This is a genomic window from Nostoc sp. CENA543, from assembly GCF_002896875.1.
Lineage (GTDB): Bacteria > Cyanobacteriota > Cyanobacteriia > Cyanobacteriales > Nostocaceae > Trichormus.
The window spans coordinates 4832169-4858068 of sequence record NZ_CP023278.1 but is presented as its reverse complement, the minus strand read 5'-3'; the positions used below and the strand labels follow the sequence as shown (position 1 = coordinate 4858068).

Annotated in this window: 14 protein-coding genes and 1 tRNA gene; 7 read left to right on the top strand and 8 right to left on the bottom strand. The window is 38.6% G+C overall.

The features are described from left to right. Nucleotides 1–22: 22 nt before the first annotated feature. Nucleotides 23–940: an alpha/beta fold hydrolase gene (locus tag CLI64_RS20195; protein WP_103138881.1), complete on the bottom strand. Its 918-nt coding sequence runs from the start codon at nucleotides 938–940 to the stop codon at nucleotides 23–25. 436 nt (nucleotides 941–1376) lie between these two features. On the opposite strand from CLI64_RS20195, the gene infC reads away from it, so the two are divergent. The 5 genes from infC (at nucleotide 1377) to CLI64_RS20170 (ending at nucleotide 13574) form a co-directional block, all read left to right on the top strand. Next, complete coding sequence (gene infC, locus CLI64_RS20190; protein ID WP_103138880.1) at nucleotides 1377–1910, top strand: translation initiation factor IF-3; 534 nt, start codon at nucleotides 1377–1379, stop codon at nucleotides 1908–1910. A 136-nt stretch (nucleotides 1911–2046) separates the two neighbouring features. Further along, the gene (locus CLI64_RS20185; protein WP_103138879.1) at nucleotides 2047–5085 is read left to right on the top strand and encodes an MFS transporter; all 3039 of its coding nucleotides are present in this window, start codon (nucleotides 2047–2049) and stop codon (nucleotides 5083–5085) included. A 785-nt stretch (nucleotides 5086–5870) separates the two neighbouring features. Further along, nucleotides 5871–7700 carry a VWA domain-containing protein gene (locus CLI64_RS20180; RefSeq protein ID WP_103138878.1) on the top strand — a complete coding sequence of 610 codons (1830 nt, stop codon included), beginning with the start codon at nucleotides 5871–5873 and terminating at the stop codon, nucleotides 7698–7700. 20 nt (nucleotides 7701–7720) lie between these two features. After that, the gene (locus CLI64_RS20175) at nucleotides 7721–10453 is read left to right on the top strand and encodes a tubulin-like doman-containing protein (protein ID WP_103138877.1); all 2733 of its coding nucleotides are present in this window, start codon (nucleotides 7721–7723) and stop codon (nucleotides 10451–10453) included. Between the two features lie 64 nt (nucleotides 10454–10517). Continuing rightward, nucleotides 10518–13574, top strand: a complete 3057-nt coding sequence (locus CLI64_RS20170; RefSeq protein WP_103138876.1) for a hypothetical protein — start codon at nucleotides 10518–10520, stop codon at nucleotides 13572–13574. A gap of 251 nt (nucleotides 13575–13825) precedes the next feature. Here the strand turns inward: CLI64_RS20170 and sbcD are convergent, their stop codons facing one another. The 3 genes from sbcD to CLI64_RS20155 all read right to left on the bottom strand — a co-directional run bounded on the left by sbcD (nucleotide 13826) and on the right by CLI64_RS20155 (nucleotide 17098). Beyond that, the gene (sbcD, locus tag CLI64_RS20165) at nucleotides 13826–15052 is read right to left on the bottom strand and encodes an exonuclease subunit SbcD (RefSeq protein WP_103138875.1); all 1227 of its coding nucleotides are present in this window, start codon (nucleotides 15050–15052) and stop codon (nucleotides 13826–13828) included. Between the two features lie 1028 nt (nucleotides 15053–16080). Beyond that, a tRNA-Phe gene (locus tag CLI64_RS20160) sits at nucleotides 16081–16153 on the bottom strand. 81 nt (nucleotides 16154–16234) lie between these two features. Continuing rightward, on the bottom strand, nucleotides 16235–17098 hold the full coding sequence (locus tag CLI64_RS20155; RefSeq protein WP_103138874.1) for a metal ABC transporter permease: 864 nt from the start codon (nucleotides 17096–17098) through the stop codon (nucleotides 16235–16237). A 227-nt stretch (nucleotides 17099–17325) separates the two neighbouring features. Here CLI64_RS20155 and CLI64_RS20150 point away from each other — a divergent pair, with 227 nt between their 5' ends. Continuing rightward, entirely contained in the window at nucleotides 17326–17592 is a 267-nt protein-coding gene (locus CLI64_RS20150) for an ArsR/SmtB family transcription factor (RefSeq protein ID WP_374703979.1), read from the top strand. Here the strand turns inward: CLI64_RS20150 and CLI64_RS20145 are convergent. Continuing rightward, on the bottom strand, nucleotides 17589–18359 hold the full coding sequence (locus CLI64_RS20145) for a metal ABC transporter ATP-binding protein (RefSeq protein WP_103138872.1): 771 nt from the start codon (nucleotides 18357–18359) through the stop codon (nucleotides 17589–17591). The two genes, CLI64_RS20150 and CLI64_RS20145, sit on opposite strands and share 4 nt — an antisense overlap. Before the next feature lie 110 nt (nucleotides 18360–18469). Next, nucleotides 18470–19477, bottom strand: a complete 1008-nt coding sequence (locus CLI64_RS20140) for a metal ABC transporter solute-binding protein, Zn/Mn family (RefSeq protein WP_225977399.1) — start codon at nucleotides 19475–19477, stop codon at nucleotides 18470–18472. 336 nt (nucleotides 19478–19813) lie between these two features. Here CLI64_RS20140 and CLI64_RS20135 point away from each other — a divergent pair, with 336 nt between their 5' ends. Continuing rightward, nucleotides 19814–21409: an iron uptake porin gene (locus CLI64_RS20135; RefSeq protein WP_103138871.1), complete on the top strand. Its 1596-nt coding sequence runs from the start codon at nucleotides 19814–19816 to the stop codon at nucleotides 21407–21409. Between the two features lie 210 nt (nucleotides 21410–21619). On the opposite strand, the gene CLI64_RS20130 is transcribed toward CLI64_RS20135, so the two are convergent. Both CLI64_RS20130 and CLI64_RS20125 read right to left on the bottom strand, forming a co-directional pair. Further along, a complete protein-coding gene (locus CLI64_RS20130) occupies nucleotides 21620–24094 on the bottom strand; it encodes a PAS domain S-box protein (RefSeq protein WP_103138870.1) in 2475 nt (824 codons plus the stop codon). A 904-nt stretch (nucleotides 24095–24998) separates the two neighbouring features. After that, nucleotides 24999–25898, bottom strand: a complete 900-nt coding sequence (locus tag CLI64_RS20125) for an MBL fold metallo-hydrolase (RefSeq protein WP_103138869.1) — start codon at nucleotides 25896–25898, stop codon at nucleotides 24999–25001. Between the last annotated feature and the right edge of the window lie 2 nt (nucleotides 25899–25900).

Genomic DNA, 25900 nt, shown 5'->3' with positions numbered 1-25900 from the left:
ACCTTTAATTATTTACCTTGTTCTACTTATCTTCATCTAGAAAAGATTGATTAATCCAATCTAAAATCACTTGATTGATTTGCTCTGGACATTCATCATGGGGACAATGACCAACATCTTCTAGAGTCAGCAATTGCAGCTTTTCATTATACTGAGCAAATTGACTAGCTAATATTGGCGGTACAAAACGGTCTTTTTGTCCCCAAATTAGCAACATAGGAACGGTAATATTAGGTAGCAGTGCTTTCACACTGGGACTAAAATTAATAGCGATCGCAGCTTTAAATAAAGCACTAAAAGCACGCGCTGAACCCCTATCTTGCGGAGGCCCGGCCAAAATTTCAATTAATTCGTCAGTGATGGCTTCAGGATTAGCATAAGCCAAACCAGCCCAGCGACGTAAGACACTGGGTCGGCGTACAAAGTAAAATACAGGCTTTAAAAATATCGGCGAAGCCACAATACTTTTAATTGTCTTCACCAAAGGACGCAAAACTGGCGGAATTGCTTCTTGCTCTAACGAAGGGTCAGGTAAACTCATCATCACAATCCCTTTTACCATCTCAGGATGTGCGGCGGCGGCGGCTAGAGAAACCAGAGAACCATTAGAATTTCCCACCAACACCACTGGTTGACCGATAAAAGCGCGCCAGAACTCATACACCTGCTCCACCCATAGTTCTATGCTGTAATTAGCAGGGGCTTTTTCTGAACCACCAAAACCCAGCATATCTAGAGCATAGACAGTATGATATTCGCCTAAAACCTCTAAATTATGTCGCCAATGCCCGATAGAAGCTCCAAACCCATGTAAGAGAATGAGAGGGGTTGTATTCTGGGAATTTTGACTAGCGCGAATGTAGGTATAACGAATTTGCCAACCACGCCATACCCAGTCTCTTTGATTCCCTACTCTTTGTTGCCAGTTAAGTGCGATCATCCCGATATATTGAGGAGTTCAGTTCTATTTTAAATGTGGGGACTGGGGATTGGGGATTGGGGACTGGGGATTGGGACAAGGGAGACAAGGAGGACAAGGGAGTAGGGGAGAAACACTAGTGACTAATGACTAATGACTCTTGACTCTTTACCATTACCACTCGAATTGAAAAATAATTGTTACAATAGTTAATGCTTCTCTAGGTTATGTGATTTAAGTTAACTATTGCAGAGAAATCCTCTCAGAATGAGTAGAATAGCAAATACAGAGAAAACAAATTACTCTGTGGACTAGCTAACCTAAAACTATAGACTCTTGATGAAGTCCTCAGTTATTTTAGTGTTGTGTTTGGTGTTGTGCTTATGAGCCACACAAATCAAAATCTAGTTAATCCAGTCCAAGCCACATTCTTAACCAAGGAATCCTACTAATTATAATGCCTGTGATTGAGAAAAAAAGAACTCGCGATCTGCCCCAAATTAACGAAAGAATTCGCTTCCCAAAAATTCGAGTCATTGACACTGACGGCTCCCAGCTTGGAATTCTGACTCCCCAGGAAGCTCTGCAACTAGCAGAAGAAAAGGAGCTTGATCTAGTGCTGCTCAGTGACAAGGCCGACCCGCCAGTATGTCGGATTATGGACTACGGGAAATACAAGTTTGAGCAGGAGAAGAAAGCGCGGGAAGCCCGGAAGAAACAGCATACAGCCGATGTCAAAGAAGTGAAGATGCGTTACAAAATCGAAGAACACGACTACAATGTGCGTGTAAAACAGGCGGAACGCTTCTTGAAAGATGGTGATAAAGTCAAGGCAACTGTAATGTTCCGAGGTCGAGAAATTCAACACAGTGACTTAGCAGAAACCTTACTCAAGCGGATGGCTACGGATTTAGAGCCATTCGGTGAAGTCCAACAAGCACCGAAAAAAGAAGGGCGCAACATGATGATGTTGATTTCGCCTAAGAAGTGAGAGTGCTGTTAGCGGTAGCGCGGCTTTTAGTCGGTGCTGGGTCAAATAATTAACCACTGAAAATACTAAACCTGATAGTCCTGAGAGCTGAGTGGGAAACATAATACTCAGTTGTTCAGGACTTTTGCCATTTTTAATGGAATTGAAAACTAAGTCGTTGGCGGCAAATCATCATTTGCTGACACAGCTATTAAAATGGGTTAATCTACGACCAGAAGAAGGTGAACGTACTGGGTTGATGTTTGCCTTTTATACAACTGTATCTATAGGTTTACGTTGGGCAGAAGATAGTACAGTCGCGCTTTTTCTGGATGAATACGGAGTGGGGCCATTACCTTGGATATATATAGCTAGTGCGGCTATGGGAATTGCACTAGTTTTCTTGTATTCTTGGTTACAAAAGATTTTCCCTTTGCGTTGGGTAGTGGTGGCGATCGCACCTTGTATGGTAGTACCGTTAATCTTTCTGGTATTACTGCATAAAGGGGTTACTATCTCCTACCTAACGGTGATAGTAGTATTTTTACTGCGCCTCTGGGTGGATTCTTTATATGTAGTTAATGATCTCAACACTTCTATAGTTGCTAACCAAATTTTCAATATTCGAGAAATTAAACGTACTTACCCCATCGTTAGCAGTGGGTTACTAGTTGCAGATGTCATTAGTGGTTTTAGCTTACCTTGGTTGCTGCAATTTGCCAAACTCAATCGGGTGATTATCATCGCCTGCGGTGTGATTTTCTTGGGTTCGGCCATTCTCGCTTATTTAACTTATCAATATCGCGGCGTTTTTCCCGATGCGCCGCAGCGTGTACTTCCTCAAGAACAAGCTTCTCGACATCGCCGTCTAGAAGCACCTCTGCGACGTTACACCTTACAGTTGTTTGCTTTTGTGGGTCTTTTGCAAATCATGGGTTTATTAATTGATTTTCAATACCTGCAAGAACTAAAATTCAATTTGGGTGACAAAGAATTAGCAGGTTTTTTAGGTTTATTTGGTGGGATTGTCGGACTTTGTGAGTTAACCACCCAGTGGTTTGTCTCTAGTCGCTTGATTGAACGTTTTGGAGTGTTTTTTAGTGCTGCACTTTTACCTGTAGCTGTGGGTTTTATTGTTCCTGGTGCGATTTTTGTCCTGAATTTACTCCCAGGAATTCAATCTGTAGCTTTTTTCTGGGGATTAGTGGGGCTGAAATTTGCCGATGAGTTGCTGCGTTATACCTTTGTAGTCAGTAGTGGCCCGGTGTTATATCAACCCATACCAGAGCGAATTCGTAGCCGAATGCAGGCTTTATCAGGAGGAACAGCCGAAGCGATCGCCACAGGTTTAGCAGGGTTTGTAATATTTTTAACTTTATTGATTGGCGGAAATTTTGCCTCTACTCCTGTGCAGAAATGGATATTTATTGCAGAGACAGCAGTTGTAGCGATTGGATGCTTGCGTGTAGTGTGGGTATTGCGATCGCGCTATGTAGATTTGCTAGTTTTGAGTGCAGAACGTGGTGAATTAAGTGCTTCTAAGGTGGGATTGCGCGCCTTTAAGCAAGGAGTAGTCAAGGCTTTAGAAGAAACAGGTAACACCACCGATAAACATTCTTGTATCGAACTTTTAGCCCAAATTGACCCCCAAGGGGCGGCGGAAATTTTAGCCGGATTATTATTTAAACTAGCCCCAGATTTACAGCACCACTGTTTAGAAGTGATGTTAGCTGCGGGTGCGAAGGCTGAATATGTGTCGGAAGTACGCTGGTTATTAGAACGACCTCCTGGTGTGGTAAATCCAGAGGTTTTTGCTTTAGCATTGCGTTATGTCTGGTTAGCGGAAACCCATCCCAATCTCAGTCTTTTAGAAGATTATCTGCATCCGCGCCACCATTCCCTCGTGCGTGGAACTGCGGCGGCTTTACTGCTACGTCAAGGGACACCCATACAAAAAGCTGCCGCGACTAAAACCCTGCGCCGGATGCTGACTCACAAGCAAGAAGTGGAACGGATAAACGCAGTTAAAGCCTTAAGAGAAGCAGTTTATTTGCAAGCCTTGCGGATTCATGTCCCCAATTTGTTACAGGATGAATCTTTAAGAGTGCGCTGTGCTGTTTTGGAAATGATTGCGGCGACTCGCATGGAAGAATATTACCCGGCTTTATTGAAAGCACTGTATTACAAATCCACCCGTGAAACAGCGATGCGCGCCCTGGTAAAAATGGAAAATGAAGCATTGGAGATGTTGTTGCAATTAGCCACCAATGTTTATAAACCAGAAGTATTACGAATGTATGCTTGGCGGACAATCGCGCACATTTCTACCCTCGAAGCCTTAGAAACTTTATGGTTACATTTAGAATCCTCTTGGGGAGCAACCAGATATCATATTCTGCGGAGTGTATTAAAGATTCAAAAACAGTCAGAAGTTACCAATTTAGTAGATAGATTTCAGCACAGCCGAGTGGAAAGTTTAATTGACCAAGAATTAAAGTTTTTAGGTGAAATTTATGCTGCATACATAGACCTAAAAGCACGACAAAATTTTGAAAGTTATGAAATTCAAGAGCGAGTTGCCATTATTGAAGAATTATTACAACGCGCCTTGCAAGAAATGGAATGGGATGTGAAAGAAAGAATCTTACTCTTGTTAAGATTGCTTTATTCCCCAGAGAAAATGCAGGCGGCAGCTTTTAATTTACGGTCTGAATCAGGAGCTAATTTAGCACGGGGACTAGAGATATTAGAGCATACAGTCAACTTACCCACAAAATCATTGCTGTTGAATATTTTAGATCAGCGATCGCCCCAAGAAAAACTCTCTTATCTTGTCGAAGCTGGGCTAGTAGAATATGAACCATTTTCCCCCAGTGAAAGAATCCGCCGAATGCTGACTTTAGGGAAATTTTTCTCTGACTGGTGCTTGGCTTGCTGTTTCCATTTTGCTCAAGTCAACCGGATTCGCCTGACCATTAATGAAATTTTACTAGCTTTGCGTCATCCTACAGGCTTTGTCAGAGAAGCTGCGATCGCTTATTTAGGTGTAGTCTCTCAGCGTGTACTTTTGGAACTTCTACCCAAACTACAACAAGATTCACATCCACTTGTAGCTACTCAAGTTCAAGAGTTAATCAACAAATATCCCCATAAAAGTGATGTTGATGCCAAATATGAAATCCCCCATCATGTGTAATAGCAATTTGAGCTTTTCGATTTACAGAGTATTACTTTTCTCTAACTAAGTAGGACAACTTGACTTTCAGTAATCTCAAAAAACTAGGATTCAGTTCGTAGTAAGGACTTTAGTCCTTCTCTGAGAACTCAACGTAAGGGAAAAACTTTTTACTGTTTTCTAGTTCACGCAGTTCATGATGGCTACTTACGTCAGTAACTTAAATAATAAATGAGTTTGATGTTTCCGGTGTATCAGTATATTGACCGGAAATCTTTATATAAACTCTCATTTTTTGATACTTCTTAATTAAGTGGAATTAATTATCTAAATATACAAATTAATTTTATATATTAGTCGTCTAATTTGATGATAAAGCTTATTTCGGTTAAGTGCTACTACTGACTAGCATAAAAACGTGACATTTTAAAATTAAATAGCTAAGATGTAAATTGATACATCACTTACTCAGTTCATCTAAATATTCAGATGGAAATTGATGTTGTTGCAAAAAAAGAATATTAATTAAACAACCAGTTATCCGTCTATTTGTTGAGAAAATAGACTATTAACAGGTGTACCCAAAGGAGAATTTATTTAATTATTAATGTGATTTTACCAACATTAAATTGTTGCAATATGCACATGAAATACTTCAAGACTCGCTATTTAAAAAATATAACTTTCGGTAGAGAAAATTGGCAGAAAAATCAAACCATTTTATCTAAAAATCACCTACCATAATTATTCAATTATGAGTTTGTATAAAGAGTCATAAATATATGTATGGCTGGAGACATCTATCAATGAATTATAAATACTTTAAAAAGTGGTTGAGGTTTTTACCATTATCTCAAAGTATTTTCATTCTGCTTGTCATGTCAATTTCTCAATTTAGTAGTGCATTAGCTCAAACTACAAAAGGTGGAATTGATTGGATTATTGTAGTAGATACTTCTGCTTCTATGCGGGGTGCAGGCGGTACAAAAGATATTTTTAATCAAGTCAAAAATTCTGTTACTGAGTTCGTCAATACTGCAAGATTAGGCGATACAGTTACTATTTATAATTTTGATAGTGATGTAACTCTACAAGCCCAAGAAATTACTATTACCAGCAATCCAGATCGCGGTAAGCTCAAAAAAATCATTAACGACCTCAAAGCTGATGGTGTGCGGACTCACACAGGTAAAGCAGTACAACAAGCATTAAAAACTTCCGCCGTATTAAACCAACGTGCTGATGCTAATAATCGAACTGTCAGTATAGTTTTGCTTACTGATGGATTAGAAGATGTGCAAGGGATTCCTAATCCTATCCGAATTCCTCAGAGTAACCAACTTTTACGCGAACAACAATGTAAGCCTTATGTATTTTTTGTATCTTTAGGGCAGAAAGAACACGAAAATCAATTAAATGAATTTGCTAATAATCCAGCACTTTGTGGTAAAGGAAGAGTATTGCGAGATCCTGGAGGAGTGCAATTAAACAAACTAGCGCAAAATATTAGACCAGCACTCATAAAACCACAAATTGATGTAAGTTTATCTAATATTGATTCGCCGCCTGCATTACCAGGAACAGTTACCAAACCAATTGATATTAATAGTGTCAGTAACGTTAACACCAAAGTCAATTTACAACTACAAGACCTGGATAAAAGCGGTATTAGTTTAGCTTCACCTAGTACAATTGACTTAATTGCTAATCAAAAAAGAGCTATCCCCGTAAGTTTACGGATTCCGGCTAATGCACAGGGCGGTAATCGCAGACTGCGCTTAGTATTGAAAGCCACAGATCAAGCACTTGCATCACAGGTGATTGATTTATCTTTAACTATTAAGCCAGAATTATCATTGCAACCAAACAACTTAGATTTTGGTTCTGTAGAAGCTGGAAAAAATAGTCAAATACAAACTGTAATAGTTCGCAGCAATATATCAGGAACGGCTAGCTTACAACTGCAAGGAAATTTTAAAAATATTTCTTTAAAACAACCTCCAGCAAATATATCTTTAGCTGTGGGAGAAACCAAAATACCTATACAATTTGAGGTTGCTGATAGCAGTTTTGAAGGTAAACGCAGCTTCAATGTAGTAATAACTCCCAATAGTCAGCTTGCTACTCCCCTCAGTACCACAGTTCAGATGCAAATCTTGATGCCACTGGGACGAAAAATTATCATTTTCTTGTTGTTAATATTACTGCTGTTTTTAATTGTTCTAACTGTAATTTGCTTGATTCAACGTAAAACACCTTGGGAATTAACCCAAGAGATTCGCACTCGCAACCACTTAGAAGGAGAACTAGAACTACTAGAACCATTGCCAACATCGCCGGAAGAACAATATATCAGTCTCACACACCAACATCGGCAAAAAGTCAATCTGAGTGAATTGATTCCGGCGATCGCAGCGACAAATTGCGATGCAGAATTAGTCATCATTTGGCAATCAGGGAAAAAATATGTATATATACGTAGTATAAAAAGTGTTATTTTTGTCAATAATGAAAAGATAACTACATATCAACTCTACGATGAAGACACCATCCAGCTTGGTGATGTGAAGCTGCGATTTAACTGGATTGGCAACCAACGGCCCTATGAACAAAACAGTGGGCTAGCAAACTTTTAATTAAAATTAGAGGAAATGAAATGTCTCGTCCCACAGTTATTTTTCGTCCTACTGTTGTCATTGGGTTAGGCGGTACTGGTTACGAAGTTGTACTCAAACTTAAAAAACGCTTCATTGATGTTTACGGCTACGTACCAGAAATTATTCGATTTCTTTCTATTGATACAACCGAAAATATTCAAAGCCGGGAAAAATCACCTGATGGAATTAAGGTCGTTTTAGAACCTAATGAACTTTATGCTATTTCAGTTGCCAATCCATTACCATTAACACGCAACGATCATATTGATGAATGGTGGCCGAGAAATATTCCCGCACATAGTTTAATTAATGGTGCAGGTCAAATTCGCGCCCGTGGACGCTTGGCTTTCTTTGCGAAAGTAGGTGATATCAACGGTTTAATCAATCAAGCGATTAATTCTGTGCGCGAAATTCGCAGTAGTAAACAGGCATTTTCAGATAATTTTCAAGTATCTAATCGTGATGGTGTAGAAGTTTTTATTATTGGTAGTTTAGCAGGGGGAACAGGTAGCGGTACTTTCTTAGATGTGGCATTTTTAGCCAGACAATATCTGAATAGCTTTTCTAATATTACAGGACTATTTGTATTACCGAGAGTATTTGCTAATCTTCCCCAAACTCATCTAGTGAAATCAAATGCTTATGGTGCGCTGAAGGAGATTGAACACTGTTGGAATTTGTCACCATCCAATGCTTTAGAGATTGATTATGGTATTACTAAAGTCAAGGCTGATCGCCCTCCTTTTGATGCTGTGTTTTTGATGGATGGGATGAACAAAAATGGCACTGTGGTTAGCCGTCCTAACGACCTACAAAACTTAATTGCTGATGGTTTGTATATTCAAATTGGTTCTCAAATTGGTCTAGATGCTGCTAACGTTGCTGATAATATTCGGGCTTATTTAGCAGCTGGTGAGAAAGTCCGAGGACGGAATATAAATTATTGTAGTTTTGGCTTTGCTACCTTGACTTTGCCAGTACAGCAATATGAGCGAATGAAACTAGAAGATACGCAGAACTTGTTGAAAAATGAGTTGATGTCTACGACAGCAAATATTGATGTAGACAGCGAGATTGAGCGTTTTTTACAAGACTGCAAATTAGGAGAAGCTAACACCTTATTAGATAGTTTGACAGAGAGCGATCGCGGTGGACAAGCCAAGCCAGAATTCCGCATCGGAGAAATGAAATATGACCGCACATCTTTACCGACGATTAAAGAACTGTACAAGCGACAGTTAGATCAAATGGAACAACGAACGGCTAAAGATTTAGCGATGAATTTTTACCGTTTAGAACAGAATGCAACCGCGACTATTACAGCTTGGTTAGAGAGGAGTCTGAACCGTCCTAACGGTCTAGCTTCTACTTTGCAATTTTTAAGTAAACTTTCTCAAAAGATAGATGAGTTACAGCAAAATGTGCAGCGCAAATCTAAAGAAGCACAATCTAATTTTTCTACTTTAAAATTAGAACCCCAAGAAGAAAAAATCAAAGAAGCCGCAGAAACTTGGTTTCCCAATAAGAATACCATCCAAGCAGCTTGCCAAAGATATAAAGAACGGGCTGATCAAAAGTGGCGGGTATACTTACACTGGAAACGCTGTGATAAAGCGGCAGAACTTTGTGGAATGCTACGAAATAAGCTCGAAAAAATTCAAGAACAATGTCAACGTATACACAGCAACTTAGATAAAGTTTATCGAGATGTAGAACAAAGTTACGCCGAAGTTAGTCGCCAAGGTAATTCCGATAATCCGTTTATTCACACTATTCAACGTATTGATTTAGAATCGAAACGCCCCAAAGTTAGTGGTGAAGACTTCATCCGTTGGTATCGAGAAAAGTCTCAAAGTTTAACTAATTGGTCTGAGAAAAAAGCCGAAGATGTAAAAAATGACATCTTATCATTTATGGATGAAATCTATCGTCCACTAACTAGTATGAATATTGAGCAAGTATTAGCGGATAGTAACCCAGAAGATGTAGGAGAGGATTTACAACAACTTGGTAAACTAGCAGTTCCTTTATGGCAATATCAAGATGCAGAAATTCCATCTAAACAGCAGCACATTATCACAGAATTTTATTACTACGGAGTAGAAAGTAACAACACTATTTTTAGTAATCCACCCCTTTCTAGTCGTCTACCTAAAGGCAAAGGCAATATTTCTTTTGTACCTACAGGTGAACCCCATAAACTCACACTGTTTCGTGTAGAAATAGGTGTACCTTTGTTTACCCTGAATGGGATAAAAGATATGGAGTTAGCTTATCTAGATCCCGATAAGGTTTTTAAACATTTACATCGTAATTGGACAAACTTAGCAAATTTAATTCCTCCCGAAGATGATGGCGGGGCATTACGTTGGTTTGCTTTAGCATTAGCACCTAATCCATATTCCTTAATTGTCAATCAGAAGAAGCAATATTTCGTACATACAGACCAAGCCAGAAAATTAGAAGATGGCATATTGCTGTTAGGAGAAGACCGCAAATCAGCATTTAAAGCTTTCAAAAATAATGTTTCTTTAGTTAAAGAAATTGCTCAGAAGGTCGATAAAATTACCCACGAAGACAAAGAAAAAGCGAGATTGTCTCTGGAAACCTATATTAAGCAAGTTCATGAGCTTTTAAAGAATAACAGAGTCGGTTTGCCAATTAAAGAACAAGTGGAACTAGAAATTCAAGAAATTGATGCCTACCTAGAAGATTTGGATGTAATTAACTAATACATATTTCAGTGTTCCTCAGCTAAAACCAGCATTTAAAATTCCGCGTAGCGGTACTAGTCTCATGCCAAAACCAACTATTTTACTTGCACTCGATCCCCACGGTACTGCTTTATGTGCAGCTATTAAGCGGCAACTTCTACAACTTCCCAACGCCCAAAGTCGCTTAATTCAGGCTTACACTCTGACTTGGGATGGTCAAACTTTTGGGTTTAGTAACGAGTTAGATAAGTTTGCTGATGCGAGTTTTGACCTCGCTTTGACAAACGCTAGACAAGCTTCTGTATCCCAATTAAGTAACCAGTTCCAACAAGCAGCAAAGGATTTGCAAACAACTTTAATTGATTTAATTAAATCAGTTAACCAGTCTCCAGAAGCGATCGCCGCCAAAAATGCCGGAGTTGATATCAGTTCTTGCTATAGAATTTACATCATGTTCTCCGCCAATGACCACCGGGCGCGAGAACTAGTATTTGAACTATCCCGCTTGATTCATTGGCTATTTAATGTCTACTTTGCCGATATTCCCCATAGTTTAGAAGCTTTCATACTCTTACCAGGATTATTCGCCCAAGCCAGAACTGAAGATTATAGTTCAGCTTATCAACTCCTGAAGGAATTAGACGACAAAATGACTAAAGGAGTCGTCATTAGGAATACTCAAAAAAGACCCCCTTTTGATAATTGTTGGCTGATTGACGAACGCATCGGGGAACTAGGAGTTAATTTAGATAGTTATGCTGATGCTTTTGCTGGTTTATTGACTGTCGAAGCCGAAACAGGCGGATTGTTAATTGGGTCGCATACAGTGCGCGGAAAACTTCCTGCTTACAGTGCATTTGGCTATGGGGAGTTATTTTTTCCCGCAGAGATAGTTATAGACCGTTTGAGTACAGCCTTAGCAGGCGATATTATCACCCAGGAATTTCTTCCCCCAGCCAAACTCACCCCCGAAGCAAATCGCCAATTACTGTTAGATGCAAAAGAATTTGTCCTCAGCGAAGATTATCACGATGCTTTGCAACAATTAGAACGAGACAATGGTAAACCAGTTTGGCAAGATTTCAGCCCCCGTCTTGATCTTCGTCTTGGTCAAACTCAAGAATATGGAATGGAATTGCAACGCGCTTATCAGCAATTTGAAAATAAAGAACTAATTTCATATAAGCGTACATTAGAAAGTTGCGGCAAACAGGCACAAGTCGCCCTGAATAAACTCTTAGACCAAAAGATTAATCAATACGTGGATGCTACAACTAGCGGCTTACATGAAGCTGTGAGATTATCCAATGTTTTGAATAACCCTTATTTGGAATTGCAAACAGAGTCGATTAGCGATCGCCCAGAAAATTTAATTACAGAATTACGTGCTGCCGAAGCATTTTTAGATGCTCGATTACAAATAAAAATTAATCAAGAAAATAGCCAAAAGCTACTCAATCAATTTTTCACTCTCAAATCCCAAAGACAACAATTACAAGATACTGTATCTGCCAATAATTCAGAATTACTCAATCAAGATTTACAAAAAATTCAAGAACAATTAAGATTATTAGTGACTGATTATCACCAAGCTATAAATACAGAAATTGAGCAAATTAGACAAACTCGCTCATTGGCAATTGAAGATGCCCGTGCCAAAGCCTTAACAGAAATTAGTCAAACGCAAAAACAATTACATTATTTAGAAAATCAATACGAAATAGCTACAGACCAATTAAATGAATTGATAGCAGAAGAAAACCGTTTTCGTTCTTTATATCTCGTAGTTTTTCCGGCTGTCGTTGCTATTGCTGTCATTGGGATTTTGCTGATCACTGGGCTTTTTAGTCAATCAACCCTGTGGGTATTATTACAACAGATAGGGGTCAACTTATTTAATTACCTACTTTGGGGATTAATTAGTATAATTGGTTACTTGGGTATTGTTTGGCTCAAGTATAGTACAACCATCCGCGATCGCATTCAAAAAGCTCAAAAACAAATCAAACGCCTAGAAAGTAGCTTAAAAGCTGCTGGTGTGGAACTACGCCGCAACTATAATGAGCGATTAAAGTTAGAATATGACATCTATGCTCAAAATATCCGTGTTGAAGTAGTCAACTATTTAATTAAAATATCTAAACAGAAAACTGAGATTTTACGTCAAGCTTTATCTAGTTTTTCTCAGTTATATGATATTTTAACTACTCAACATGACAAAGCCTCAACAAATTATTCAGAAACTAGATTAGCCGTATTGACAAATTCAGATATTGATATTTATTACCATCAAAATATTCTCAAAACTCTACCAATTAATAAATTTACCCAAGAAGAAGTTAGTCGCTCTCAAGCATGGCAAATTCCCGCTACAGAATTTCAGAACAAACTGGTTTTATTTGCCAAACAGCAGTTTGAACATTTAAGTAAGTTATCCATTGGAGACGTTTTAAAGTCAGATTTAATCACAGAGAATACAGCTAGTGTGAGATTAAATCAACTTTATAACAGTGCAAAACTCCTGTTGCGTCTTCAAGATACTGATGCTCACTTAAACCCAACTTCGCAACCAGAAATTACACTTTGGGTAGGAGCAAAAGATAAAGAAGAAATACTCCGGCTTTACAGTCGCTTTAACCGTGCTGTAACTCCCTTTGTTGCAGAAGACGAACGAAATTTGTGTGTTTTGGTACGTTCTTTAGGCTTCCCAGCTTACTTTCTCAGTCAAATTGAGTTTTATCGAGACTGCTATGAACGTACTCAAAAAGAAGCATCAGCACAAGATAATCAGATTCCCGATTTAATTCCCGACGAAATTAGTTCCAGCAGAGAATTAACCTTGGCTTATGATACCTTACTGCTAGCGATCGCGCTTGAATTTATATCGCTAAATGCTCAAAATAATTATCATTTTAAGAATCAATTACTAGGGAAAGAACGAGAAAAAATAGTTCAGGCTTTAGCAACTGAGTTTACCCACCAAGAACTCTACGGAGAAATTACAGAACGTATAGAATCTTTTGAACATGATTTAATTTACCAGCAATTAGAGAAACTGGAAAAATCTGCAAAAGATTTCACACCTTACGAACGTAAGCGTTTAACACAACTACTTTCAAAGTATAGTCCTTTGAATTAGTCATCAACGCTAATAAAAATAGTCAAACCTCTGCGTAACTTTGCGATTGACTCTGCGCCCCTCTGCGTTAAAAAACGACTTAAATAGAAATCGCTATTAGGAGTTAAAAAGCTTATTTCATACCAATTCACAAAAAATTTGATACAGATGCAAACGCTAAAAGCTATGCTGAGTCTCACTTTCTTAATTTTGAATTTTGTTAGCGCAGCGTTAGCGAGTCCGCGAGCGTCATTTTGAATTTTGAATTGGTATCACTCTCTAGAACTCCCTAGTAAATTTTCTGCGGCTTCTAACATTAATCCTGATATATCTTTGAGGTCTTCACGATTGAGTAAGTAAGTTTTCAATGCTTCCATAGGGTCAATACTACTGCTAGCACTCAATTCAGGAATGCGGGGACGAGCTAATTGACTCACTAATTCTGCTTGAATTGTGTAACAATGAGCAGCACTCAAGGCAGAATGTAAAGCAGTATTATCAATTAAATCAATTTGTTCAGAACGGATTTTGTAAATTAACCGGACTACTGCGTCTTGCAAATCATGTTTAGTAATTGCTTTGATTAAAGCAGCTTGAGGATCTTCTGCTTTTGACACATCTATTTCTAAGGTGCGAAAAGTCCGAACAGGTAAAGGACAAAATTCCCATTTCGCACTCCCCCGTTGTAATTCCACCATCACATAACCTTTATCTTCTTTCTCTTCACTAAAATCTACCCTTTCAATACTCCCTGGATAAATCACCGGCGGGTTATTAGATTTATTTAAATTTTGATGACGGTGGACGTGTCCTAAAGCCACATAATCAAAACAGGGACGCGTCAATAAAGATAAAGGTAGAGTAAAACCTTTACCCACAGCTAAAAAACGTTCCGCCCCTAAAGTTGCATTATCCGCCATTAAATGAGCTAACAGTACAGTCGGGACATCAGGATCAAGTCGGCGAATTTCCCCTTCAATCACCACTTGCAAACGTTCTGTTAATAATTGATTGACTTCCCCTAGTGATAAACCCTCTGTTTCTTGACGAGTCATCAAAGTGGAACGGGTTAGCCAAGGTAAAGTAATTACCTGTACTTTGCCGTTGGGTGTGGAGATGTGATGTGTTGTTAACTTATCTCCCACCACAAAACCTGGTACGCCTAAAGTGCGGTAGATATTTAAACTCGCGCCTCCCAAACCTTGGGAATGTTGATCATGATTTCCCACCAACAACACTGTTGGAATTTGAGCATCAACTAACCGCCGAAATTGTGCTGCAAAAGCTTCCTGCACATATGGCGGTGGTGTTGCGTCGGGAAAAGCATCACCACCAAATAAAACTAAATCTACGGCATCAGTTAATGCCCGATCAATACACAAAGATAAGGTCTTAACAAAATCCTCCAGTCGAGTATTTAAGCCCGTTACTGGATTAATCCTACCGTGGGAAAAACCGCTTCCCATATGGATGTCGGAGAGATGAAGAATTTTAATCATAATGATGACTTAATGCCAAATGATAGTATTTTTACTTAACCGAATCAATAGAACCGCGTAGATAATTCCATCTTGTGGTAAAAACTTCAGTCCTGACTACAACCTGTTTTTTCATCAACAACGCTGACTTAAGTTATTGTACGGAATCAAAAATTATGTTTATCTAAAGAGATTAATCTGATTTTTAAGTAAACACTACAGTTTTAACTAAGAATAGTAAAGCTATTTTAAGTTTTGCATGGCTTCCATAGATATTTATACTGAGACTGTTATATTTAGGAGATAACTAAAAATTGCAGGATTCTACTATGATGAATAATTCAAAACGTCCTAATTCCTTGGGAGAATCAATGGTTATGGGTGTTTTAATTATGTTGACTAGTGTCAGCATCATCACAATCATGAGTGTTTTCTAAAAAAACAAATAAAAATTTAGCAATAAAGGTTTACAAAACTCCCCTCTATCCTGAGAGGAGTTTTTAATTTTAGTAACAAAAATGAAGAATGGAAATTTTATACAAGAACAACATAAGATGAGATTGAAGGGAGCGATTCTCTTCAAAAGAGGTTTTGCGATCGCAGCAATTTGTAAAGATAGACAATATCACCCTTGAGCATTTCAGGCAACATTGTAGACGTTCTCCAAAAAATCATATTTCCCGGTACAATCACCACTACAGATGGTCGTATTGACTCTTTCAGCATCAACCGGGACAGCATTACAGCTAATACATCCTACCTAGCTTTATCAATTGGCAGTAGTGGCGATTTCTCGCAAAAGTACGAATAATCAAATATCTTTCTTCTTTACTGAAATGTATCCCCAGTCCTTAGAATCTTTTCAGAACATATGTTATGAATGGTGTAATTGTCCTCTGCTCTTACACCATTTTTACACCACTTTTTGGTCTAAGGGTGTCTAAAAATGTCAAGTATCTATCTTCTCAATAGAACATTAGTTCTATTTTAATCAGTGTTTAGAAACAAAAAACACTTGAAGCTCGATGGTTTCAAGTGTTCTTTGTACATGCCAGGAACCAGACTTGAACTGGTGACACGAGGATTTTCAGTCCTCTGCTCTACCGACTGAGCTATCCCGGCTTGGCGTTTTTCTTAGCCACGATTAATAAATGTAGCAAACAAAAAATGATTTGGCAAGGGGTTAAGGAAAAAAAATCATATTTATTTATGGCGTAGCTTTATCAAGATGAACACAGCCATGAAAGAGATAAACTGAACCAGCACAACACTAGGGCCAGAACCAAGGTTAAAAGCTCCAGACACCAGAATTCCAGCCAGGCTGCTAGTTGCGCCAATGATTGTGGATAAAATTAAAAAACTACTAAAGTGGTGACTCACTAGTTTAGCTGTAGAAGCCGGAATGACTAAAAAAGCGTTGACCAGTAAAATACCAACAGCTTTAATAGCCACAGCTACAGCTAGTGCTAAAAGCACCACAAATCCATAACGGTAAAATGAAACAGCAATACCTTGCACTTTCGCTACATCTGAGTTCAGCGTTAGCAAGATTTGTTGTCGCAAGGTGGATAATAAAAAAATGCCGCTAGCTATGAGTATGATGATTGTTAGTATCAAGTCAGTAGTATCAATAGCTAAAATATCGCCGAATAAGACGTTCATTAAGTTACCTCGATAACCTTTAATGAAGCTTGTCAGCATGACACCGATCGCCAATGCTCCAGAAAGCACTATACTGAGGACGCTATCACTAGCTAAATCGGTCTGATCAATCAGATAAAGGACAATAACTCCAAAGACTAAGGTAAAAGGTAACAATGTCCAAGTAGGATTGATCTGTAGCAGTACCCCCAAGACTATACCTACCAATGCAGCATGACCAACCGCATGGCTGAAAAATGATAACTGACGCAAAATAACAAAACTACCTAGCAAACCTCCCATTATCCCCATGAGAATAGCACCAGCGATCGCACGCTGCATAAATGGGAATTGCAACAAGTTGATTAAATCTCCACCCGTGGCTAACAATAACCAGTTGTGATTGCCATCATATATGAGAGTCATAATATTAGTTTTTACGATTTTTAAACCTATAAATAAAGTATATAATTGTTATTGTTTACAGAATTAATTGTCAAAGTTCGTATTATTTAAACTTCAATAACATCTCCAATAAAAAACCACAACAATCACCTACAATGCTCCCATCAAATGCTAATTTATCTCTAATTGAAACCCAAATTGACAAATCCATAACTAGTGAGATTTTGACAATAGAAAAATCTCAACGCATGGCTGATTTTTTCAGCTTTTTAGGAGATGCTAACCGACTTAGAATTCTCTCCTTTTTGGCAACAAAAGAGCTTTGTGTCAGCGATTTGGCAGCATTATTAGACATGAGTGAATCGGCGGTTTCTCATCAGTTACGTAATTTAAGAGCCATGCGTTTAGTAAGTTATCGCAAACAAGGACGTAATGTATTTTATCGCCTGCACGATAACCATATTTTTCATCTTTATCAGGCCGTAGCTGAACATTTAGATGAAAAAGACGATTAATGATGGTGTTGATAGCGGCTAAATCCTGGCCCGTAAGTAGCTAACAGATTTTGGGGTGAGAGAGCAATTTCTGGTTGTCCGGTACAAACTACGGTTTGGTTAAGACAAAGGACGCGATCGCACTGACGACTGACCATATCAATATCATGGGAAACCTGCAAAACCGTCCAACCTTCTTCTTGTTTTAATTCATGTAGCAAAGCATAGAAATCCGCCGCACCTTGCATATCTACACCAGCAAAGGCTTCATCTAAAATCAACAATTTCCGAGGAATCACTAAACAATAAGCCAGTAATACACGTTTGAGTTGACCACCACTCAGCGTCCCAATAGCTTGATTTCGCAGTTGATAAACATCTGTTCTTCTTAAAGCTTCAGCCACAGCTAAGGATTTTTCCTGGCTTTGCATCTTTAATCTAGAAAACAATGAATATCGATTCTGCACTTTGGCTACCCATCCTAAACCCACCAACTCCTTAACGGAAATCGGAAAACTGCGATCAAAGATGAAATTTTGCGGCATATAGCCTATAAGATGGCGTAAACTTCCCAACTTATTTATCGGAAAACCGAATATTTCAATACTTCCCGTTCTATGAGGAATCAAATCTAGCACAGCTTTGACTAATGTACTTTTACCAGCTCCGTTAGGGCCGACTATAGCCGTATTAGTTCCTGCAATTAACTCAAAGGAAACATCCCTCACAGCTAAATAATTCCCCTGATATACAGTTAGTCCCTCAATTTTTAAAATAGGCGATGTCATAGTTAGTCATTAGTCATTAGTCATTAGTCATTAGAGAACAGGGAACAGGGAACAGTTTTTCTCATCTCCTACCTTTTCTTCCTTGTTCCCCCTGCACCCTGTCCTCTACCCTATTTACAAGCTGTCTCTAGGGTTTGTAAGTTAGTCCTCATGGCTTTAAAGTAATACTGTGGATCTTGTTCTCCAGTTTCTAGAGAATCTAATGTTCGCACGCTTAATTTTAAGTCTTGAGCTAGACTGGTGAGCAATTTATTATCTACTCCAGATTCACTAAATAAAGCTTTAACATTATATTTTTTGACTGTTTTGACAGTATTCTGCACATCCACAGGAGAAAGTTGATCTTCAGGAATCTGTACTACGGCTACTTGTTTAAGGTTATAACGCTGCGCTAAATATGGATAAGCATCATGAAAGGTGATAAAGGTGCAGTTAGGCGTTTTCTGTAGTGTTTGTTGAAAGTCACTATTTAATTTATCTAATTCTTGAATGTAAGCACTAGCATTAGTCTCATATTTATCTTTGTTCGCTGGGTCAGCTGCGATTAAGCCATCCCGAATATTGGTGATTTGTTGCTTGACTAGTATAGGATCTAACCACACATGAGGATTACCTTCTGCATGGTCGTGATCATGGTCGTGGTCTGTTTCACCTTTTGTGGCTTTCTCCACAGGGGAAATTTCATTTAATGGCTTGATTCCTGCACTAGCATCTATTTGCTTTAACTTAGCATTTTGGGCATTTTTGATAGTGTCTGTTAAAAATTCCTCGATTCCTAAACCATTTTTGACTAACACATCTGCTGTAGCGATCGCTTTTACATTATCTGGTGTGGCTTGATAATCATGTACTTCTGTCCCTGGAGACACCAGAATATTGACATCTGCTGCATCCCCAGCCACTGCCTTAGTAAATAGGTAAACAGGTAAAAATGTTGTGACAACTTTGATTTTTTTTGGCTGTGCTACGGGTGTAGCTACAACCTCCTTTGCTGATGGTGAAGATGATGCTGATGTGTTTTCTGTACTACTCGACTGGTTGCAACCTACTGTCAATGACAACATCAGCAAAGCTACTAAGGATAAAATGCTGTTTTTTGTAATGCTTGCTTTCCCCATCTGATTTTCTCCCCGCAACAATGCTGATGCCGATGTTGTTTCAGTTTATATATAAGTTTGGATGATGAGAATTAGTTAATTTTATCTATAATAATAATTCTCATTCTCATTTTTAGGATAACATGACTCTGCAAAGGCAAAGAAAAAATATTGTGACAGCATGACTACTTAACCTTGACATAATCAAAAATTTATAAATTCTTGACTTCTACTGTTACAAAATTTGCTGCATACTGGTAATATTTTGAGAATCGTTTTTCAGAGACAACAGGCTTACAAAAGCTTGGTATTTGGTGTGGCCAAGAGAATACAAGCCTAATTAAGTGTGAGGAAGAAATGTCAAAAATGTGGAAGTATCTACTAGCTAGCCCAGTATTTTGTGGCACAGTCCTATTTTTTGGTACTGCTGCTTTCGCAGGTGAAACACCTGTAACATCAGAAATGAGTGAGCCAGCAAATGTAGCCCCCATCGTCAAAGCTGATTCGTCTTCTCAAAATCAGGTAATGTCACAAGTTACCTCCGTATCACAATTATCAGACGTACAGCCAACAGACTGGGCATTCCAAGCATTACAATCATTGGTAGAACGTTACGGGTGTATTGCAGGTTATCCTAACGGCACATATCGCGGTAATCGCGCCATGACACGGTATGAATTCGCCGCCGGTTTAAATGCTTGTTTGGATAGAGTTAATGAATTAATTGCCACCGCCACAGGTGATTTAGTCACAAAAGAAGATTTGGCGACACTGCAAAAACTCCAAGAAGAGTTTTCCGCAGAATTAGCGACACTCAGAGGTAGAGTAGACGCATTAGAAGCACGTACAGCCGAGTTAGAAGCTAATCAATTTTCCACCACAACCAAATTACAAGGACAAGTTGTCACTGTAATTAGTGATGTATTATCTGGCGATCGCGTCAATGGTGCAGATATCACAGATAGTAATACCACTCTAGGATACAGAGCGCGTCTAGAGTTGGTAACTAGCTTCACTGGTAAAGATACCTTGTTTACCAGAATCCAAGCTAACAATATCGCTAGTCCCAACATTAACACCACAGAAGGCAGACTATTTTTTGCCAATGCCGAACCAAGCAATGATGCTGTCATCGACACCGTTTGGTATAAATTCCCGCTAGGTGAAAAGACACAAGTAATCGCCATTGGGACAGGTGGTGCAGCAGATGACCTGACTAGCACCGTCAACTTGTTTGATGGTGATGGTAACTTTGGTGCTTTATCTACCTTCGGTACACGCAACCCCATTTATGGTCAAGTGGGTGGTGCAGGTATAGGGATTACCCACAACTTTAGTGATAGGTTAGCACTAAGTTTAGGTTATTTAGCTCCTACCGCGAATAGTCCAGTACAGGGATCTGGTTTATTCGATGGTGCTTATGGTGCATTAGCACAGCTCACCGTCAAACCAAGCGATCGCATTACTGTAGGATTAACATATATCAATTCCTACAAACAGCCACTACTCACAGGTAGCAACGCTGCAACCTTCCAGAATTTTAATGAAGCATTTTCCAGCAATTCTTATGGACTGCAAGCATCCATCGGTATCACTGATAAAATCGTCTTAGGTGGCTGGGCTGGTTATACAAATAGCCGCATTTTAACAGGGACTGATCGTGGAGATGTTGACATTTGGAACTATGCAGTCACTCTAGGCTTCCCCGACCTTGGTAAAAAAGGTAATTTAGGCGGTATTATCGTCGGTATGGAACCTAAAGTGACCAGTTCCAATGTCACTGGGATTGATGAAAATGATGATACATCTTTCCACGTTGAGGCATTCTACCAATACAAAGTTAGCGATAACATCACCATCACACCTGGAGTGATCTGGCTAACTGCACCAGATCACCAAGATAACAATGATTCCGTAGTGATTGGTGCATTGAGAACCACATTTAGTTTCTAAATTTCTTAATTTCATCCAAAAAGACGCAACCAAAAACTTTGCGTCTTTTTTTGCTTGCGGGTGTTCAGATCCCCGACTTTTTTAAAAAGTCGGGGATCTATAACCTGTCACAATTTGTGTGGCGGACTACTAGCAAAAGCTGTAAACCCTCTCCCTTGACCCTTGCTCCTCTGCGGCCACAATGTGCTTTATTATATGCTTAACAGCTTATTAATTATGAGGCTGTTCAACTGGAATTGTAATGATAAATTCTGCTCCCCCTTGAGGAGATGAAACACACTGTAACGAACCCCTGTGTTGTTCAGTAATAATTTGATAGCTGATTGACAAACCTAAACCAGTACCTTTACCCACATCTTTGGTAGTAAAAAAAGGATCAAATAACTTTTGTCTTACTTGTTCAGGAATAGCAGGGCCATTATTAAATATCCGAATAACTATTTGTTGAGCATTTAGTTGTTGAGTACAAATGCGGATTTGTGGTTGGTTATGTGTAAGTTTTCCTTGAATTAATGAGTCTTCTAAAGCATCGAGTGCATTCGTCAAAATATTTATAAATACTTGATTTAACTGTCCGGCATAGCACTCCACTAAAGGTAAATTACCATAGTCTTTGATGAGCTGAATCTGCGGATGATTAGCTCTGGCGTTGAAACGATGTTCTAAAATCATCAAAGTGCTATCAATACCTTGATGGATATCTGCTGATTTCAACTCAGCTTCATCTAGACGTGAGAAAGTACGCAGAGAAGTCACAATTTGACGAATTCGTTCTGCACCGACTTTCATAGAATCAAGCAGTTTGGGCAAGTCCTCGGTTAAAAAATCCAGGTCAATGGCTTCAATTTCTTCTTGAATTTCTTCTTGAATTTCAACTAGGAAATTTGGGTAATTTCTGCGATAAAGGTGAAGTAAATTTAGTATTTCGTGGGTATAACTTTTGGCGTAAGTTAGATTACCGTAGATAAAATTAACTGGATTATTGATTTCGTGGGCAACTCCAGCAACTAGTTGACCCAAGGAAGACATTTTTTCGCTCTGGATGAGTTGGGATTGGGCAGTTTGCAGTTCTTTGAGAGTTTGTGCTAGTTCTATTGCTTGCTGTTGAAGTTGAGCTTCGGCTTTTTTGCGAGCAGTAATATCGTTACGAATAGCTACATATTGTTGAGGTTGACCTTGAGCATCTAGTAAGGGAACAATAGTTGTATCTACCCAATAATATGTACCATCTTTTGCTCTATTTTGAACTTCTCCATTCCAAACTTTTCCTTGACTAATAGTTGACCACATCTGTTTGAAGAAGGCTTTAGAGTGATAATTAGAATTAACAATTTTGTGAGTTTTTCCAATTAACTCCTCTGCCTGGTATTGTGAGATTTGGCAGAATTTATCATTAACATACTCAATAATTCCTAAATTATTAGTTACAGCAACAATAGATGACTGATCTAAAGCAAATTTAATATCTGCCACTTCTTTAAGAGATTTTTGCAGAGCGATTTCTGCTTGTTTGCGTTCGGTAATATCGTTACGAATAGCTACATATTGTTGAGGTTGACCTTGAGCATCTAGTAAGGGAACAATAGTTGTATCTACCCAATAATATGTACCATCTTTTGCTCTATTTTGAACTTCTCCTTTCCAAACTTTGCCTTGGCTAATAGTTGACCACATCTGTTTGAAGAAGGGAGTAGAGTGATAATTAGAATTAACAATTTTATGAGTTTTACCAATTAATTCTTCTGATTGATATTGAGAAATTTGACAGAACTTATCATTAACATACTCAATAATTCCTAAATTGTTAGTTACTGCAACAATGGATGACTGGTCTAAAGCAAATTTTATGTCTGCTAATTCTTTGAGCGATTTTTGCAGAGCGATTTCTGCTTGTTGACAAGCATTAATATCTGTATAGATACCCACTAAACCGATAATATTACCAGTCGGATCTTTGATTGCATCTGCCCTTAACTCAACTCGTATTGTCTGATTTGTAGAGTTTTGCATGGTGAGTTGACCACGCCATGATTGACCCTGCTTGATAGTAGCGAAGATATTGTGTGCTATTTGAGGATTTTTGTAAACTGCGACTGGGCCACCAACGGCATTGAGTTGTTCAACAGTGTAACCGAACAAATTGATAAAGGCAGGATTATGATAAATTAGCTGACCCGTAATATCAACTATCGCAATAGCATCACTAACACTTTCCATAGCCTTGCTAATGCCTAATAGAGCTTCTTCTGCTTTGTTATGCTCGGTAATTTCATTATTAAGTGCTTTATGGATAACTTCTAACTCGGCTGGGTTAGATAGCGTCAGCATTTGAGGTGTTAGATAAATTAACGTAAATATAGTATATATGGAAATAATTGCCGTAAAAGCTTTTAAAATACCTGCAATCCAGTAATCAGGATGCCAAAGCATCCAAATATCCATCAAATGTCCAGTACCGCAGGCAAAGATAAAAGCACCAAATAAGAGAACAACTCTGTTGAAAGGAATATCTTTACGTTTGGCAATAAAATAAATGAATAATAGCAGAATAGAATAATACGCCAGAGCAATAGTAGCATCAGGAATAATGTGCAGCCAAACTAGTCCGGTTGTCCAAGGATAACAATGCCCGTGAGAAATAAAAGTGTTTAAATTCAAGGAAGAGTTAACAAATGCCAACGTCATGCTAGAGATTGATGAAATTGTCCTGGATGATTTAACTTTAGTGTTCCCAAATCATCACTAAAACTAAACTGGCATTTTTTAATCATTGATTTAGCAATTTGGCAGATATTACTCTTTGAAATTTGAATATAATAAAATCAACTAAAAAACTTTAAATATCATTATATTAATGACTATTAACCTAGATATAAATCCCTAATTATTTGCACTCATGCAGTGTTGCTGTTAAGTGTAATAACTGGCTGCTGTGCTGGCTCGGTTACAGTTCCATGTGTGCCATGTGATAGTATTCCATCCGATTGATTTTGACAGCTTGTGGATTATAGATCCCCGACTTTTTTTAAAAGTTGAGGATCTATAACCCGTCACAATTTATGTGGCGAACTAGTAGCAAGGTAGTAGGCTGAAATGTCACTGAGACAGTCTTTGGCTTTACTTGTTAAAAACAGACCGATTTCCCCTAACACTATCCCTCCTATCTCACAGTGAATCTTGAATGGATTATCGGCTATGAATTTTCTGAATAGGTACAAGCTTTCATGGCGTAGAAATGCCCATTCGTTATAGTTTGGGTTGCTGGTGTGGTACTGATTAGCCTTCAGGTAGAGTGCTGGGATTGCGATCGCTGTTCATATCGGCAATACTTTTTACCTAAAAGTAAACAATATTCAAAAAAAAAGACCAGCCTCCCACAGCTGGTCTAAAAATATTCATTCGCGTTGTCTTCTCAATAGAGTGAAAGCCCTATTGCGCGTTCCCAAAGCGCAACGAGCAACTTTTCTTAACAATATTGTAACAGCCAACACAGTTTTTTTAGAAAAATTTACCAAAAAAAGATATGACTACTAAAATTCACCTCTATCTTTGAGAATATTTCAAAAAACTCTGGAGAGAGAGAAAAACATCACACGATAGATAATACCAAACCTTCAGCAGCTAGTGAGGCTTGGGGAAAAGCAGATTTCACCTCTGTTTGCACCATATCTAGAAAATCATCATGATCATCTGGATGATGATGGGAAATTACTAACTGTTTGACATCTGCCTTGTGAGCTATTTCCACAGCTACTTGCCACAGAGAATCAGCGCATTCATGATCATGAGATGTGGGAGGAGTATAAGTAGCATTAGCCACTAATAAATCTACACCCTGAACAAATTGCAGGATGTCATCGCGTTCTATTTGATCTGCGCGGTTACTTAAATCTGTAATATATGCAACACTGTAATTTTGCCAGTTGACCCGATAGCCTATGGAACGTTGAGTTTGATTAATGATTGCTGTTTTAACGGTAACATCGTCAAGTTTGACTTCACTGTTAGGAGTGATGTTTTGGAACTGTAATTCCGACTGCATGACCTGTAGGGGATAGGGAAAGTGGGGTTGCAGCATTTGGTCACACAGACATTGTTTGATAGAAGCACCATTAGAGGCGGCTGCACCGTAAATATAAAAGCAATTTTTGGGAATAAATGCAGGTGCAAAAAAAGGAAATCCCTGAATGCGATTAGATTGAGAATTAGTAAAAAATAAATGGGCTTCTAGTGGTTCTTGCAAATGCTGCCAAGTTTTACCCAGTATGCGTAAACCTGTACCACCGTCAAAAATTAAATTTTTACCAGCTACGTGTATTTCCACACAAGCTGTGTTACCACCGTAGCGAGTCGTGTTACCGTCTGGGGTAGGAATTAAACCCCTGACACCCCAAAATTTTAGGACAAAATCACCCATAAGGCTAGTTGGCGAGTTGGCTGATTTTTCAGTTAGGTAGACCTGGGAACTTGACAGCTCAAGATTTGACATTT